Below are 15547 nucleotides of genomic sequence, written 5' to 3'. Positions count from 1 at the left end.
TGCCATGACCCATCCGGAAAACACCTTCGCTACGCCGAAACTGACTGCCGCGCAGGCCCGTACCCTGATCGCCACGGCAAAGCGCATCACTGGCGTTGCCGTGTCGGTTGACAAGATTTCGTTTCTGGAACTGCGGGTCGGTCGTCGGCTGCGCGAGCTGAATTGCCGCGATTTCGACAGTTATATCGACATATTGCGCGGCTCGAATGGCGAAGTCGAAGCGCGGTATCTGGCAGAGGCGCTTACCACTCATACGACCAGTTTTTTCAGGGAAAAATTGCATTATGACTGGCTGGAAAAAGAAGGCCTTCCCGCACTTCTCGAGAACGGTGCAGGTCGCGATCACAAACTGACCGTCTGGAGCGCGGCCTGTTCGCTTGGCTCTGAAATGTGGACTGCCGCGATCGTGCTGGATCAGTTTGCAAGGAATCTGCCCGGCGGCTTGTCATGGGATGTTGCGGGCACTGATGTTTCCCGCCAGATCCTGCGCCGGGCCGCTGATGCCGTTTTCACCGAGGACCAGATTTCCGGATTGCCTGACAGCTTGCGACGCGAATATCTGATGCATTCGCGTGGAACGCCGCGGATATATCGCATCGTACCCGAATTGCGAAGCCGCGCCCGGCTTTGCTGGGCCAATCTGGTCGATCTGGACCGCCGTCTGGGCATCACCGCGGATGTGGTTTTTCTGCGCAATGTGCTGATCTATTTTCAACCAGAAGACCAATTGCGCGCGGTGAAAGGGGTTGTTTCGCGCTTGCGCACCGGAGGTTACCTGATGACAGGCCATTCCGAAAGCCTGTCAGAGCTGCCCGGTGACCTGCGGCAGATTGCAGCTTCCATTTATCAAAAGGTCTGATGTCATGGCCCCTTTCGCTCGCCGTCGGATACGCGTTCTTGTTGTCGATGACAGCGCAGTCGTTCGCCAGACCCTGGCGAGTCTGCTGTCCTCGGACCCGGAACTGGAAGTCATCGGGACCGCCGCCGATCCCTTTGCCGCCGCGGCAAGTATCGGCAGGAACCGGCCCGACGTGATTACGCTGGACGTGGAAATGCCCAGAATGGACGGGGTGACCTTTCTGCGCAAACTGATGTCGCAAAGCCCTATTCCGGTGGTCATGTGCTCGTCTCTGGTGGGCGAGGATACAGAGACGCTAACGCAGGCGCTTCAGGCCGGTGCGGTCGATGTGATTTGCAAGCCGCAGATGGGCGTGAAGGGATTTCTCGAGGAAAGCCGCACGATTCTGTGCGATGCGGTCAAGGCGGCGGCACATGCGCGGATCGGCAAGATAGGGCCTCGGCCGGTGTCCGAAAAGCTGTCCGCCGATGCTGTGCTTGCCGCGCCATCCGGCCGTGCCATGAGCAAGACGACCGAGACCGTGATCGCCATCGGGGTCTCGACCGGCGGCACTGAGGCAGTGCGTGCGCTGCTTGAGGCGATGCCTGCCGATTGCCCGCCGATCGTCGTGGTTCAGCACATGCCAGAGAATTTCACCGCGGCATTTGCGCGCCGGTTGGATGGATTATGCAGGATTACCGTGCGCGAAGCCCAAAGCGGCGCGCGGATGTTGCGCGGCCACGCCCTGATTGCGCCGGGGAACCGGCATACGCTTCTGACCAGAAGCGGCGCGACCTATTGCGTGGAGGTACGCGACGGTCCTTTGGTATCGCGGCACAGGCCATCGGTCGACGTCTTGTTTCGCTCTGTCGCCTGTACCGCCGGCCGCAATGCGATCGGTGTGATCATGACCGGCATGGGCGATGACGGAGCCCGGGGGCTTCTGGAAATGCGGCAGGCAGGGGCGCGGACGCTGGGGCAGGATGAAGACAGTTGCGTGGTCTACGGAATGCCGAGGGAAGCGAAAAAGCTTGGTGCGGTCGAGGACGAAGTTCCCCTGTCGCGTTTACCGGCGACGCTGCTTCGGCTTGCCGCGGATTAGAGGAAGGGGGTCTGTTCGGTGCGGAAAAATATGAATGAGGCGGTGATGGCGTCAGCAGGTCCTGCAAATGCGGTGTCGAAACCGGCCGAACTGGGTGCCCTTCGGCACCAGTGTCAGGACCTGTTCGAAAGGCTGACCGGCGTGCTTGGAAAGGTTCATCATGCGCTGCATGGTATCGGCGGCGATTTCGGACGTCTGAGCCAGCTTGTGGATGACGTGGGCAGTGCCCGCCGCGAATCCGGAGCGCTGCGGATTGCGTGCAGCCATCTTGCCGAACAATTGCGCTGTGCCCATAGCGCGATTTCGACGGTGGACCTGACGAATGCGATTTCCGACGGGCTGGACGCGGTCGAGACGCTGCGCCGCGAATGCCGTCAGCTGAACGCGATCGCATCCATGACGCGGGTCACCGGCTACTCGGTCAATATCGAGGCGATCGAGGATTACATTGTCACCCTTCGCGGCATGATCCAGCGATTGTCCCATACTACCTCGGCGGTTCATGAAGGATTGTCGAGTATCGGCCTGGCCGTCCGGCAGGCAACGGTTCAGCTTGGGACGGCCGCGTCTTGCGCGCGGCGGGCGATCGACCAGCAGGCCGGGGATCAGGCGGCTCCGGCGATGGAAGAGATCTGCGGCGCGGCAATCATCCTGGCCGAGCAGCTTCGCGAAAATACGCAGGTGAATACCGGCATTCTCATGACCGGTATCCAGTTTTCGGATGCTTTCGCACAGCGCCTGGATCATATCGAAACGATCCTGACTGCGGCGGAAACCAAACCACCGGCCGCGGTTCTGGCAACGGCGCAGATCTCGGCGCTTGTGTCCGACGCGACGAGAATGCTTTCCGCTACCCGCGACGCGCTGGAGCAATTGGGGACGGTCGGCCAGTCCGCCGTTCGTGCCCTGACCGGCGATACCGGGGCGCAGGCCACGAAACTTCTGGCGGTCTGGCGTGCCGAACTTGATGACGGCCACCAGATCGAGCAGCTTGTCGCGCCGGCCTTGAACGGGGCGATGGATGCGGTGCAGAACATCAATTCCTCTATTGCCGATGCCAGGGAGAATCTTGAAACGCTTTCCTCGACCGCGCTTGAGGTCAGCCTTGCCACCGTCAATGCGGGCCTGCTGGCGCGGCGCAGCGGCTCGGCCAAATCGGCGATGGATGTGCTTTCCACGACGGTCCGGGAACGCGCCCATGCATGCAATGAGCTGAATGGCCGCTGCCGTACGAATTTCGGCCGGATCGATGAGATCACGCAGAATGCGGATTTCGGCCGCCTGACCGCGGATGCCGGACATCTGAGCGAGTTGATCGCCCGCGCAGATGCGGATCTTGTTCTGGCCGCAGAGATGTTTTCCCGGCTGGAGGCGTTGCAGGAAGCGGCGCATAAGGCGGCGCTTACCCTGCAGCACTCGGTCGATGAAGGGCTGCACGCGCTGTCCGGTTTGCCGGAACTGATCTCGCGGATCGCCACCTATGCGCCCAGGGTGGGCGCAAGGCAATTGTCACCCGATGGTGCCGCCGCCCTTGCGCCATTCGCTGCGATCTACACGATGGATCGAGAGCGAGAGGTTCATGCGGAACTTGTCGGCTCTTTGCCCCCCGCCGCCATGCCGGCGGCTCAGCTTGGCGAACAGACATTGGATGACATCTTCTTCTGACACCGGATCCGCGGCGGACTACAGGCTCGCATGCGGATCCGGGGCACGTCCGAGGCTATGGCAGCCGCCTATTCCACTATTCCACCGTTACCGATTTCGCCAGATTGCGCGGCTGATCGACATCCGTGCCTTTGGCAACCGCCGTGTGATAGGCAAGATATTGCATCGGGATGGCGTAAAGGATCGGCTGGATCAGGTCGCCGCCGGCAGGCATTGTCAGGGTCGCGTGAACGCCTTCGCTTGCTGCCTCGATGCCCTGCCGGTCCGACAGCAGCAGAATCTGCCCGTGACGGGCCATGACCTCCTGCATGTTCGAGATGGTCTTGTCGAACAGATGGTCGAACGGCGCCAGAACGATCACCGGCACATCCCGATCGATCAGCGCGATGGGGCCGTGTTTCAATTCGCCGGACGCATATCCCTCGGCATGGATATAGCTGAGTTCCTTGAGTTTCAGCGCGCCTTCCAGCGCCACCGGGAAAAGCGCCCCACGGCCCAGATACAGGACGTCCCGCGCCTGTGACAGCCATTCCGACAGGGTCTGGCAATCGCCGGAAAGATCAAGCGATTGTTGCAGCAGACCCGGAAGCGCGCGCAATTCGTCAAGATATCTGACCAGCCCGGCATCGTCGATCCGTCCACGATCATGCGCCGCCTTCAGCGCAAGGATCGCCAGCACGGTCAACTGGCATGTGAAAGCCTTGCTGGACGCGACGCTGACCTCGATCCCCGCCAGTGTCGGCAGCGCGATATCCGCGTCCCGGGCGATTGCCGAAGTGCCGACATTGACCAGCCCGATGGTGCGGTCGACCCGCCCCCGCGCATAGTGCAGCGCGGCCAGCGTGTCGGCGGTTTCGCCTGACTGGCTGACTGCGACGAACCAGCTTTTCGGGGATAAGGGCGGCTCGCGATAGCGGAATTCCGAGGCGACATCGGTGTCGCAGGGCAGCCCCGCCAGCGATTCGAACCAGTATTTCGCGACATGGCCCGCGTAATGCGCCGTGCCGCAGGCGACCAGCGACAGCCTGTCCACCTTGCTGAAATCAAGGCCCTCGGGCAATACGATCCGGTTATCCTTGATATAATGGTTCAGCACATCGGCAATCACCGAAGGTTGCTGTGCGATTTCCTTTGCCATGAAATGACGATACCCGCCCTTGTCGATGGCGGTTGTGCCGACATCGATCCGGTGTTCGGGGTGGCTGACCTGCTCGCATTCAGCATTGTAGATCTGCACGCCTGCGCGGGTCAGAACCGCATGGTCGCCGTCTTCCAGATAGGTGATCCGGTCGGTAAAGGGTGAAAGCGCGACGGCATCCGAGCCAAGGAACATCTCGCCCTTGCCATGACCGATGGCAAGCGGGCTGCCCTTGCGGGCGGCGATGATCAGATCATCCTCGCCCTCGAACAGAAAGGCCAGCGCGAAAGCACCTTTCAGCCGGGCCAGGGTCGCCCGCGCAGCCTCGCGCGGGGGCATGCCCTCGGCCATGTATTTCCCGGTCATGAGCGCGACGGTTTCCGTATCGGTCTGCGATTCCGGCTGGATGCCGGCCAGGACCAGCTCGTCCCGCAATTCGCGGTAATTCTCGACAATGCCGTTATGCACGACTGCGACCGGCCCCGACCGGTGCGGATGCGCGTTTTCTTCGGTCGCCGCGCCATGGGTGGCCCATCTGGTATGGCCGATACCGCTATGCCCGCGCAGCGGTTCATGTACCAGCCGGTCCGACAGATTGACCAGCTTTCCGACGGCGCGGCGGCGGTCAAGCTTGCCGGAATCGTCGATGGTGGCCACGCCGGCGCTGTCGTAACCGCGATATTCCAGCCGCTTCAGCGCATCGACAAGCTGAGGCGAAACCTCGTGACGACCCAGGATTCCGATAATGCCACACATCAGCTTTTCTCCTTTTGCGCGCGCAGCGCCTGCATCAGCCGGATGCCAAGCCCCGGCTTCGTGACCTGCCGTGCCCGGCCCAGCGCCAAAGCGCCTTCCTCGATATCCTCGGTGATCACCGAGCCAGAGCCGGTCACGGCCCGTTCCCCCACCCGCACCGGCGCGACCAGCATCGTGTCGCTGCCGATAAAGGCATTCGCACCGATCTCGGTGCGGTGCTTCATCACGCCATCATAATTGCAGGTGATCGTGCCCGCGCCGATATTCGCGTGCTCGCCGATATGGGAGTCGCCCAGATAGGTCAGATGGCCGACCTTGACGCCCTCATCCAGAACCGCGTTCTTGATTTCCACGAAATTGCCCACATGCACCTCGCTGCCCAGTTCCGCGCCGGGGCGCAGACGGGCAAAGGGGCCAACAGTGGCCCCCGACGAGATATGGCAGCCCTCCAGATGGCAGAATGGCAGGACTTCGGCCCCGGATTCGATGGTGACGCCCGGACCGAAGACGACATTCTGCCCGATGACCGCATCGCGCCCGATGGCGGTATCCAGCGAGAACCAGACCGTCGCGGGATCGGTCAGCGTCACGCCATTCTCAAGCGTGCTGACCCGGGCGCGGGCCTGAAAAGCGGCCTCGGCGGCGGCAAGTTCGGCGCGGGTATTGATGCCAAGCGTTTCGTCCTCGTCGCAGGTAACGACGTCCGCCCGTCTGCCTTCCGCACGGGCCAGCGCGACAAGATCCGTCAGATAGTATTCCCCCGCCGCGTTGTCATTCGTCAGCTTGCCGATCAGGTTGCGCAACAGCCCGGCATCCAGCGCCATGACCCCGGAATTGCACAGCGCGATCATGCGCGTCGCTTCATCGGCATCCTTGTATTCGACGATCCGTTCCAGACCGGCATCGGTGACCACCAACCGGCCGTAACGCCCCGGATCCTCGGCCTCGAAACCAAGCACGACCAGATCGGCGCCGTGGCTGGCCAATGCGGCAAGCGTATCCTCGCCGATAAAGGGGGTGTCGCCGTAAAGCACGATCACCTTGCCGTCGAAACCTTCAAGCAAGGGCATGGCCTGCCGGACCGCATGGCCGGTGCCAAGCTGTTCATGTTGCAGAACGATCCGCGCGTCGGGTTCCAGTTTCGCCGTGGCCTTTTCAACCTTGGCCGCGCCATGGCCCGCGACGACGATAACGTCATCGGGCTCAAGGCTGCGCGCGGCGGCCAAGGCATGCCCGATCAGCGGCACCCCGGCCAGCCGGTGCAGCACTTTCGGAAGTTCCGATTGCATCCTGCTGCCTTGCCCTGCCGCAAGAATGATTACCGCCAGCGGTTTCTCTGCCATGCCCTTGCCTCGAATTTTGCCCCGTATCGTTGCCGCCGGTTCTAATCCGTGACAGATGCACAGGAAAGCCCCCGGGCATTCACCTTTGGTTTCGGAATATTAACGGAAAGGGAAAAGCATGGCTGGAACGGTGGTCTTCGATCTTGACGGAACGCTTGCCGACACCTCGGCCGATCTGATCGGCGCGGCGAATTCCTGCTTTACAGCGCGGGGCATGGGGCCGTTGCTGGATCCCGTTCAGGACGCGCTTGTTGCCTTTCACGGCGGTCGGGCGATGCTGCGGGCCGGATATGCCCGCGCCGGGCAAGAGATGTTGCTGCCGCCGGGCGCAGAGGATCAGGACTATCCCCGGCTGCTGGAATTTTATGGGCGGAATATCGCCGTTCACACCCGGCTTTATCCGGGCGTAGAGGCGGCGCTGGGGCAGCTTGCTGCGGATGGCCATATTCTGGCCGTCTGCACCAACAAGCCCGAGGCGCTGGCCGAGACATTGCTGCGCGAACTGGGCATCCGGGACGCTTTCGCCTCGCTGATCGGCGCGGATACGCTGCCGGTTCGCAAACCCGATCCAAGACCCTATACCGCCGCGGTCGAGCGAGCCGGGGGCGATCCCGCGAATTCGTTCCTTGTGGGCGATACCGAGACCGACCGGAAGACCGCCACCGCTGCCGGCGTGCGGGTGGCGCTGGTCGGATTCGGGCCGGAAGGCAACGCGATCTCGCGCCTTGCGCCGGACGCGCTGCTTGATGATTTCGGGCAATTGCCCGAACTGGCGCGGGAATGGCTTGGGGTCAGGGATCCGGTTTCGGCATAGGAGAATTAGGAGAATACGGTCCTGTCCAAAGCCTGTCGGACGCGGAATCCTGCGACAGGGAGGCAGCGTCGAGTTCAACGCATGTCATGCCTGCCCGGCCCCCCTTCTTCTTTGTGGTAAATACCTCGGGGGTCCGGGGGCAGCGCCCCCCCCCCCCCCCCCCCCCCCCCCCCCCCCCCCCCCCCCCCCCCCCCCCCCCCCCCCCCCCCCCCCCCCCCCCCCCCCCCCTACCATAGGGCGCCCCAAAGCGATTCCGCTTTGCATGGGACTTGAACGCTGATCACCTGACACCACTAAAGCTGAATCGTCTTAAACTGATCATGTGGTACCGGGGTCTATGTTCCGCGCTGTGACGGGGGATTTTGCATCCCCCGGACCCCCTGCAAGGTATTTGAACAAAGAAGAATTGCGCGGGAGAGGTGATCATTTTCAGGCGATCCGACTATATCTTCCCGCCCGGGATCAAGGGCCGCAGGCCCGCCTCGCCGCGCCCGACCGTTTCTATCGGCGGGCGCTACCGGGCTTTGACGGGAAGGGACTGATGCCCCGACGGAATTCGCCGAATCCTAACCGATCAGCCCCGGCACCTCGGATTCCGGCCAATGCGCGAATGGCAGCACCGCGCCGTTCCTGCGGCTTTCGGCGATCCTCGATCTGTCTATCTCGGCAAAGCACCATCCCGGCTGGTCCATACCGCCTTCCGCGATGATCCCGGTTTCCGGCCATAACCCGTCCGGCGGGCCGTAGATCGCCGCGCGGCCCCGGTTCTCATCCGCCACCTGTAGCCAGTCGTTCTGCCCGACAGTGGGCGAATGCACGACGACGCACTGGCTTTCAAGCGCACGGGCCATTGCCCCGATCCGGACCCGGTGAAAACCCGCGACCGTATCGGTGCAGCTTGGGACAAGGATCAGTTCCACCCCTGCCTTGGCCAGAATGCGGCCAAGCAGTGGAAATTCGCTGTCATAGCAGATCAGGATCCCGATCCGGCCCAGTTCCGTGTCGAAAATCTTCAGACCCGGCGCGCCGGTGACATCCATCTCGTCGCGCTCATAACGGGTCATGATCTGCTTGTCCTGATGGCCGATCCGTCCGCCCGGTCCGAACAGAACCGCCCTGTTCACCGGGCGATCGCCCTCGAAGGCCGGGCCGGATGCCGCAAGGATGTGGCAGCCATGCTCCCGCGCAAGCCGAATGTGCAGATCCGCTGCCGCCTCGGCATGGCGGGCCACCTCATGCAGCGATGCCTCGGTGTCGCCCGCGATCGCGGTTCCGCCAAGCGAGGCAAGCTCCATCGCGCCATATTCCGGGAAAACCAGAAGATCGGCATCCGCGGCCTGTTGAACCCATTTCGTCAGCTTGGCCTCATAGGCGGCGAAATTGTCGAACCAGTCCAGCGCATAAGCGGCAGTCGCGATCTTCATAAAGCCCTCATCCAGAATTGCAGCGGTTTTTCGGATTGTAATTCGTCGCCCACATCTTTCCACGAAAAATGTGCCACTACTCCGGGCAGGGGTTCATAGCCGCGTTTGCGCCAGAACCCATCCAAGGGCCGGTAATCCGCAGGCCGGGCGGGGTGATCCGCAGGGCGGCTGACGCTGCAAAAGGCGGTATAGCGGGCGCCAAGACTACGGGCATGTTCCTCGCGCGCGTCGAAAAAGGCGTGACCCAGCCCATGCCCGCGATATTCGGGCAGCAGAACCGATTCCGCGCAATAGAAGATCTCGGAAAGCGGTTCTGGCCGGTCGCGGAAGGCTGCCGCGAAATCCCCGGCATGGTCCGTCATGGGCGCGCCGGTCGAGGCCCCGACGATCCGGTTGCCGTCGAATGCGGCAACCACCACCGCCCCCGGCGACTGATAGGCGGCAAGGTAATTCCGTTCATATTCCAGATCGCCGTCATAGAGATAGGGCCATGACCGGAACACCGCGATTCGCAGCCGCGCGACATCGCCCAGCGCCGATTCGAGCGCCGCGCCGGTCAGGATTTCCGTCTTCACGCTCATGTGCTGATCTGCCGGGTCCATTCGCCAAGGTTGTAATAGGTCGTCACGCGCGAGATCTTGCCACCCTGAATGGTGAAGAACGATCCGGCGGGCAGGCGGTAAGTCTGGCCCGATGCCGGTGGCAGTCCTTCATCGGTCTTGAGATAGGTACCGTTCACTACATATTCCGCCGCCGCGCGATCCCCGGCGTCATTGGCGAAAATCACCATATCGGTCAGGTTTTCCCGGTAGCATTCGGTCATATGGGCATTGAATTCCGCGAATAGTTTCTTGCCCTTGCGGATCTGCCCTTCATTGACGTGATGTTCGATCTCATCATGCAGCAGGTCCAGCATCCGGTCGGTCTGCCCGGCATTGAAGGCGTCGAAATAGGCTGCGATCAGCGCTTTGATGTCCATGCGAATCCCCTTGGTTGCTTTCGCCCCGTCTAGCTATTCCGGCACTCTGCGTCACCTCCGCCCAAAGGACCAGAGACTTGCATTTCGGCGGCAAGCTGGTAGCGCTGTGCCCGAAAAGCCGCGCAGCAAGAGGAAGCGCTTATGAGTGATCGGAACAATCTCGGGCACCGTGATGTAACCTGTTTCAAGGCATATGATGTAAGGGGTGAACTGGGGGTCAATCTGGACGCCGATATTGCTTACCGGATCGGCCGGGCATTCGCCGAAGCGCGGCAGGCGCAGCGGGTCGTTGTCGGCCGCGACAGCCGCGCAAGCTCGCCCGAACTGGCGCAGGCCCTGATCGAGGGGCTGACGGATGGCGGAACGGATGTTCTGGATCTGGGGCTGGCGGGCACCGAGGAAGTCTATTTCCATACCGGTTTCCATGACACCGACGGCGGGATCGAGGTCACTGCCTCGCATAACCCGATCAATTACAACGGCATGAAGATCGTCGGGCGCGGTTCCGCCCCGCTGGATCCGGCGACGGAACTGCCGCCCATCGTGGAACTCGCGACATCCGGGGTATTCGCCCCTGCGGCGAAAAAGGGCGAGGTCAGCGATTTCAGCCATGCGCGGGCGGAATATGCCAGCGCGATGGCGGATTTCGTCGATATTTCCGCGCTGCGACCGATGAAGATTCTGGTCAATGCCGGGAACGGCACTGCCGGCCCGACCTTTGACGCCATCGCGGCGGAATTGCAGCGCCGCGGTGCGCCTTTGGAGTTCATCCGGCTGCACCACAATGTCGATTCCAGCTTCCCGAACGGCATCCCGAACCCGCTTCTGCCGGAGAACCAGCCGCCCACGGTCGCGGCGGTCAAATCTGAGAATGCCGATCTGGGCGTCGCATGGGACGGCGATTTCGACCGCTGTTTCTTCTTCGATGAGAATGGCCGCTTCATTCCCGGCGAATATATCGTCGGGCTGCTGGGTGCGGCTTTCCTTGAAAAATCCCCCGGCGAGAAAGTTGTGCATGACCCCCGCGTCATCATGAACACCCGCGCCATGATCGAAGAGGCCGGCGGCGAAGCCGTTGTCAGCAAGACCGGCCATGCCTTCATCAAGCGCAAGATGCGCGATACCGGCGCGATCTATGGCGGCGAGATGTCGGCCCATCATTATTTCCGCGATTTCTACTATTGCGACAGCGGAATGATCCCCTGGCTGCTGATGGTCGAACTACTCTCGCGCAAGGGCAAGACGCTGGCCGAATTGCTGGAAGAGCGGATGCGGCTTTATCCCTCTTCGGGCGAGACGAATTACCAGATCAGTGATCCCGACGCGGCGATTGCCCGTCTGATCGAACGTTACGAGGCGCAGGCCGACAGCCGCGACGATCTTGACGGTGTATCGCTGAATTTCGGCAAATGGCGCTTCAACCTGCGGAAATCGAATACCGAGCCGGTCGTGCGCCTGAATCTCGAATCCGACGGTGATGCGGCATTGGTGGCCGAGAAACAGGCGGAACTTGCGGCATTGCTGAAGGGATAGATGGAAACTGACCCTAAACCATGGGCCACCACTGTCTTCCCCGCCCGGCTTGCGTCACTGACGGGGGCCTGAATGGATTCGCCAATGCTGACGATCTACCGGATAATCTCGCGACTGATCGAAATGATCTTGCGATTGCGTGTCCGGATCAGCGGATCGGCGGCATTGCGACAGCGACTCGTGCTGGATAGCCCCTCTGCGCGCGCCGATATCTGGATACATGGGGCCTCGGTCGGTGAACTGACCTCGGCCCGCCCGATCATTCAGGCGCTGGCAGCCGATTACAGTCTGCTGATCACCGCAAACAGCCAGACCGGTCGCGATATGGTTGCCGAATGGGGTCTGCCGGTGCGTCTGGCTCCGCTTGACGTGCCGGGCGCGCTGGACCGCTTTCTGAATGCGGTCCAGCCTCGGCTTGTCCTGACTGTCGAAGCCGAAATATGGCCGCTCAGATCGCGGATGCTTGCCGATCGCGGCATTCCGCAGGCGGTGATCGGCGCGCGGATATCCGAACGCTCGGCCCGCAGATGGGCGCGGATGCGCGGGCTGATTTCGCCGGTGCTTGGCCGGATCGCGGCGTTGTCGGCACAGGACGAGCGAAGCGAGGCGCGTTTGCGCCAACTGGGGCTTGCGGATTCGGCAATTCTTCTCCGGCTCGACCTGAAACTGCTGGCACCCGCGCAGGTCGTGCCGCCCGCCGACGATCCGGCGCGCGATATGACCGTGCTTGCCGCCTCGACCCATGAAGGTGAGGACGCGCCGATCCTGGACGCATGGCTTGCGGCGCGTGCCGTGCATCCGGATCTGCGGCTGGTCCTCGCACCGCGCCACCCGCAACGGGGCGCGGATATCGCCGCATTGATCGCCGCGCGGGGGCTGGATGTCATGCGCCGCTCGGAAGGGGCAGAGGATGCGCCTCTCCTGCTGGCCGATACATTGGGTGAGATGCCCCGCTGGTATGCGAAGGCGGGGATCTGCTTCGTCGGCGGCTCTCTTGCGGATATCGGCGGGCATACCCCGTGGGAGCCCGCAGCCTATCGCTGCGCGATCCTGAATGGCCCCCATGTGGATAATCACGCCGCCAATTATGCCGCCCTTGCGGAAGCCGGGGCGGCGTTGCGGGTCGATGCCGGGACGCTTGGCGCGGAACTGGTGCGGCTGGCCGGGGATCCCGCCGCGGCGCACCGGATGGGAAAGGCCGCGCAAGTGCTTCTGCAATGTCGGGCAGGAGATCCCGCGCCATTGCTGAACCGTTTGCGGGATCTTGCCAAGTCCGGTGGCGCTTACGATATATAGGGAATCCGGGAAAGGTTACCGCATGATCCGCTATTCTCTGCGCTGTGAAAAAGGCCATGATTTCGATGGCTGGTTCCGCTCGTCCGACGGGTTCGAGACAATGCGGGCGGCGGGACAGGTCACCTGCGCGCAATGTGGGTCGGCCGATGTGGCAAAGGCCCTGATGGCGCCCTCGGTCCCGGCTGAAAAGGCGCGGCTCGACGCGCCGCGCAACCCGGCCGAGAAGGCGCTCGAGAAATTGCGCGAACATGTCGAGAAGAACTCGGATTATGTCGGCCTGCGCTTCGCCGACGAAGCCCGCGCCATGCATGAGGGCGACCGCCCGACCCGCGCGATCCACGGCGAGGCCCGCCCGGAGGATGCCCGCAAGCTGATCGAGGACGGCGTCCCGGTCGCGCCGCTGCCCTTCATTCCCCGGCAGAAAGCGAACTGATACATGACAGTGCTGATCACCGGTGCCAATCGAGGGATCGGCGCGGCCCTTGCCCGGACCTATCGCAAGATGGGCAAGAATGTCATTGGAACGGCACGCGGCGGCGATGATTTCTGGAAACTTGATGTCACGCGCGAGGCGGATTTCCCGGCCCTGGAAAAGCGGCTTCAGGATACCGCCCTGTCGCTGCTGATCTGCAATGCGGGTATCTATGCCGACAAGGGATTGCGGGATGAGCAGCGCGACGCGCAGGTCTGGGCCCGAAGTTTCGCCGTCAATGTCACCGGCGTTTACCTGACGGTTCAGGCCTGTCTGCCCGCCTTGCGCCGTGGGGCGGGCAAGATCGCGCTGCTGGGCTCGGCCATGGGGTCGGATCAACGGGCGCCGGGCGGCTCTTATGCCTACCGGGCAAGCAAAGCGGCATTGTTGAATCTTGGTCGCAATTTCGCTGCGGATCTGGACCTGCCGGTGGGGATATATCACCCCGGCTGGGTTCGCACCGATATGGGCGGGGACGGGGCGGATATCGCGGTCGAGGACTCCGTCAGCGGCTTGATCGCGCGTTTCACCGAACTCGATCGCGGCAGCAGCGGATGTTTCATGTCATATGACGGAAAGCCCGTGCCGTTTTGACGATATGGCCGGATCGCCCCGAAACGATCCCTTCTTCCGTGTATTTCTTCTTTGCCTAAATACCTTGCAGGGGGTGCGGGGGATGCAAAATCCCCCGCTGCAGCGCGGAACGCGGTCAATCGATCAATTCCCGGCCACCGCTTCCTCGTTCGGACAGTTTTTTTGTCGGAAATATGCAAGAAGTGATGCCGGGACATGCGCTTGCCCTTGTGGTTTCCCGCCGTCGCCCATAAAAACCCCGCCGATGAACAGGTCTGAGGCTGGAGGCCCGCATGCCGCTTCTGGTGATGAAATTCGGCGGCACTTCGGTGGCCGATCTCGAGCGGATCAGGAACGCCGCCGGGAAAGTGCAGCGCGAGGTCGAGCGTGGCTATGACGTTATCGTCATCGTCAGTGCCATGTCAGGCAAGACCAATGAACTGGTCGGCTGGGTCGAACAGACCTCGCCGCTGTTCGATGCGCGCGAATATGACGCCGTGGTCAGCTCGGGCGAGAATGTGACTGCGGGGCTGATGTCGCTCACGCTGCAGGAGATGGGCGTGCCCGCGCGAAGCTGGCAGGGCTGGCAGGTGCCGATCAACACGACCGACGCCCATTCGGCGGCGCGATTCGTGGATATCCCGCGCGACAATATCGACCGCAAATTCGCCGAAGGCTTCAAGGTCGCTGTGATCGCCGGTTTTCAGGGCATCGGCCCGGATGGCCGGATCACCACGCTGGGCCGTGGCGGCTCGGACACGACCGCCGTCGCCTTTGCCGCCGCTTTCGGGGCAGAGCGTTGTGATATCTATACCGATGTCGACGGCATCTATACCACCGATCCGCGCATCACCAATAAAGCGCGCAAGCTGGAAAAGATCGCCTTCGAGGAAATGCTGGAACTGGCCAGCCTTGGCGCGAAAGTGCTTCAGACCCGCTCGGTCGAGCTGGCAATGCGCTACAAGGTCCGCCTGCGCGTGCTATCCTCCTTCGAGGAAACGGACGAGAATTCCGGCACGCTGGTCTGCGATGAGGATGAAATCATGGAATCGAAAGTCGTCAACGGAGTCGCCTATTCGCGGGAAGAGGCCAAGATCACCCTTGTCACGGTCGAGGACCGCCCCGGCATTTCCGCCGCGATCTTCGCGCCTCTGGCCGATGCGGGCGTGAATGTCGATATGATCGTGCAGAACATATCCGAAAAGGATTACGACGATCACCCCGGCTCGGTGACCGACATGACATTCTCGGTGCCGATCAATCAGGTCGAGCGTGCCCGGAAAGTCATGGAAGAGGCGCGGGCCGCCGGCCATATCGCCTATGAGGAACTGATCGCCGATACCGAGGTTGCCAAGGTCAGCGTGGTGGGCATCGGAATGCGCAGCGCGACCGGTGTGGCGGCGCGGATGTTCAGGGCGCTTGCCGATGAAAATATCAACATCAAGGTCATCGCGACAAGCGAGATCAAGATTTCCGTGCTGATTGAACGTAAATATATGGAACTCGCGGTGCAGGCACTGCATGATGCCTTCGGGCTTGAAGCGGCCTGATCCTTTAACCCGGCGCAAGATCCGGGAACGGGCCGCCGGGCCATCGCGGCAAGAAATACAGGGG

At 62.3% G+C, this 15547-nt stretch carries 15 protein-coding genes; 10 read left to right on the top strand and 5 right to left on the bottom strand.

Annotation, left to right across the window (positions count from 1 at the left end; translation table 11 throughout):
* Positions 1–4: 4 nt before the first annotated feature.
* The 3 genes from Q0601_RS14070 to Q0601_RS14060 are packed head-to-tail and all read left to right on the top strand — an operon-like array spanning position 5 to position 3605.
* Positions 5–859 carry a CheR family methyltransferase gene (locus Q0601_RS14070; protein ID WP_305290486.1) on the top strand — a complete coding sequence of 285 codons (855 nt, stop codon included), beginning with the start codon at positions 5–7 and terminating at the stop codon, positions 857–859.
* A 4-nt stretch (positions 860–863) separates the two neighbouring features.
* Positions 864–1940, top strand: a complete 1077-nt coding sequence (locus Q0601_RS14065; protein ID WP_305290485.1) for a protein-glutamate methylesterase/protein-glutamine glutaminase — start codon at positions 864–866, stop codon at positions 1938–1940.
* Positions 1941–1985: 45 nt separating this feature from the next.
* The gene (locus tag Q0601_RS14060; RefSeq protein WP_305290484.1) at positions 1986–3605 is read left to right on the top strand and encodes a hypothetical protein; all 1620 of its coding nucleotides are present in this window, start codon (positions 1986–1988) and stop codon (positions 3603–3605) included.
* A gap of 76 nt (positions 3606–3681) precedes the next feature.
* On the opposite strand, the gene glmS is transcribed toward Q0601_RS14060, so the two are convergent.
* Together glmS and glmU are read right to left on the bottom strand one after the other, a co-directional pair.
* The gene (gene glmS / locus Q0601_RS14055) at positions 3682–5499 is read right to left on the bottom strand and encodes a glutamine--fructose-6-phosphate transaminase (isomerizing) (protein WP_305290483.1); all 1818 of its coding nucleotides are present in this window, start codon (positions 5497–5499) and stop codon (positions 3682–3684) included.
* Complete coding sequence (gene glmU / locus Q0601_RS14050; protein ID WP_305290482.1) at positions 5499–6842, bottom strand: bifunctional UDP-N-acetylglucosamine diphosphorylase/glucosamine-1-phosphate N-acetyltransferase GlmU; 1344 nt, start codon at positions 6840–6842, stop codon at positions 5499–5501. Before glmU ends, glmS begins: the two co-directional genes overlap by 1 nt.
* A gap of 118 nt (positions 6843–6960) precedes the next feature.
* Between glmU and Q0601_RS14045 the strand changes: the two genes are divergently transcribed.
* Positions 6961–7656, top strand: a complete 696-nt coding sequence (locus Q0601_RS14045) for an HAD-IA family hydrolase (RefSeq protein WP_305290481.1) — start codon at positions 6961–6963, stop codon at positions 7654–7656.
* A gap of 86 nt (positions 7657–7742) precedes the next feature.
* A complete protein-coding gene (locus Q0601_RS14040; protein ID WP_305290480.1) occupies positions 7743–7892 on the top strand; it encodes a hypothetical protein in 150 nt (49 codons plus the stop codon).
* Positions 7893–8222: 330 nt separating this feature from the next.
* Here Q0601_RS14040 and Q0601_RS14035 read toward each other — a convergent pair whose 3' ends face one another.
* The 3 genes from Q0601_RS14035 to Q0601_RS14025 are packed head-to-tail and all read right to left on the bottom strand — an operon-like array spanning position 8223 to position 10059.
* Positions 8223–9080 (bottom strand): carbon-nitrogen hydrolase family protein, encoded by an 858-nt coding sequence (locus Q0601_RS14035; protein WP_305290479.1) that lies wholly within the window; start codon positions 9078–9080, stop codon positions 8223–8225.
* Positions 9077–9661, bottom strand: coding sequence for a GNAT family N-acetyltransferase (locus Q0601_RS14030; RefSeq protein WP_305290478.1), 585 nt, complete (start codon positions 9659–9661; stop codon positions 9077–9079). The genes Q0601_RS14035 and Q0601_RS14030 overlap by 4 nt, the downstream gene beginning before the upstream one ends.
* On the bottom strand, positions 9658–10059 hold the full coding sequence (locus Q0601_RS14025) for a ketosteroid isomerase-related protein (RefSeq protein WP_305290477.1): 402 nt from the start codon (positions 10057–10059) through the stop codon (positions 9658–9660). The genes Q0601_RS14030 and Q0601_RS14025 overlap by 4 nt, the downstream gene beginning before the upstream one ends.
* Before the next feature lie 141 nt (positions 10060–10200).
* On the opposite strand from Q0601_RS14025, the gene Q0601_RS14020 reads away from it, so the two are divergent.
* From Q0601_RS14020 to Q0601_RS14000, 5 genes are all read left to right on the top strand, one after another.
* Positions 10201–11592, top strand: coding sequence for a phosphohexomutase domain-containing protein (locus Q0601_RS14020; RefSeq protein ID WP_305290476.1), 1392 nt, complete (start codon positions 10201–10203; stop codon positions 11590–11592).
* A 72-nt stretch (positions 11593–11664) separates the two neighbouring features.
* On the top strand, positions 11665–12888 hold the full coding sequence (locus Q0601_RS14015) for a 3-deoxy-D-manno-octulosonic acid transferase (RefSeq protein ID WP_305290475.1): 1224 nt from the start codon (positions 11665–11667) through the stop codon (positions 12886–12888).
* 22 nt (positions 12889–12910) lie between these two features.
* A complete protein-coding gene (locus Q0601_RS14010; protein WP_305290474.1) occupies positions 12911–13321 on the top strand; it encodes a DUF1178 family protein in 411 nt (136 codons plus the stop codon).
* A gap of 3 nt (positions 13322–13324) precedes the next feature.
* Positions 13325–13954 carry an SDR family oxidoreductase gene (locus Q0601_RS14005; protein ID WP_305290473.1) on the top strand — a complete coding sequence of 210 codons (630 nt, stop codon included), beginning with the start codon at positions 13325–13327 and terminating at the stop codon, positions 13952–13954.
* Between the two features lie 272 nt (positions 13955–14226).
* Positions 14227–15483 carry an aspartate kinase gene (locus tag Q0601_RS14000; RefSeq protein WP_305290472.1) on the top strand — a complete coding sequence of 419 codons (1257 nt, stop codon included), beginning with the start codon at positions 14227–14229 and terminating at the stop codon, positions 15481–15483.
* Positions 15484–15547 lie beyond the last annotated feature (64 nt).

The sequence above is a fragment of the Paracoccus wurundjeri genome (genome assembly GCF_030678915.1).
Classification (GTDB): domain Bacteria; phylum Pseudomonadota; class Alphaproteobacteria; order Rhodobacterales; family Rhodobacteraceae; genus Paracoccus; species Paracoccus onubensis_A.
Note: the sequence above shows the minus strand (reverse complement) of the source record. Positions and strands in the feature narration are given on the sequence as shown.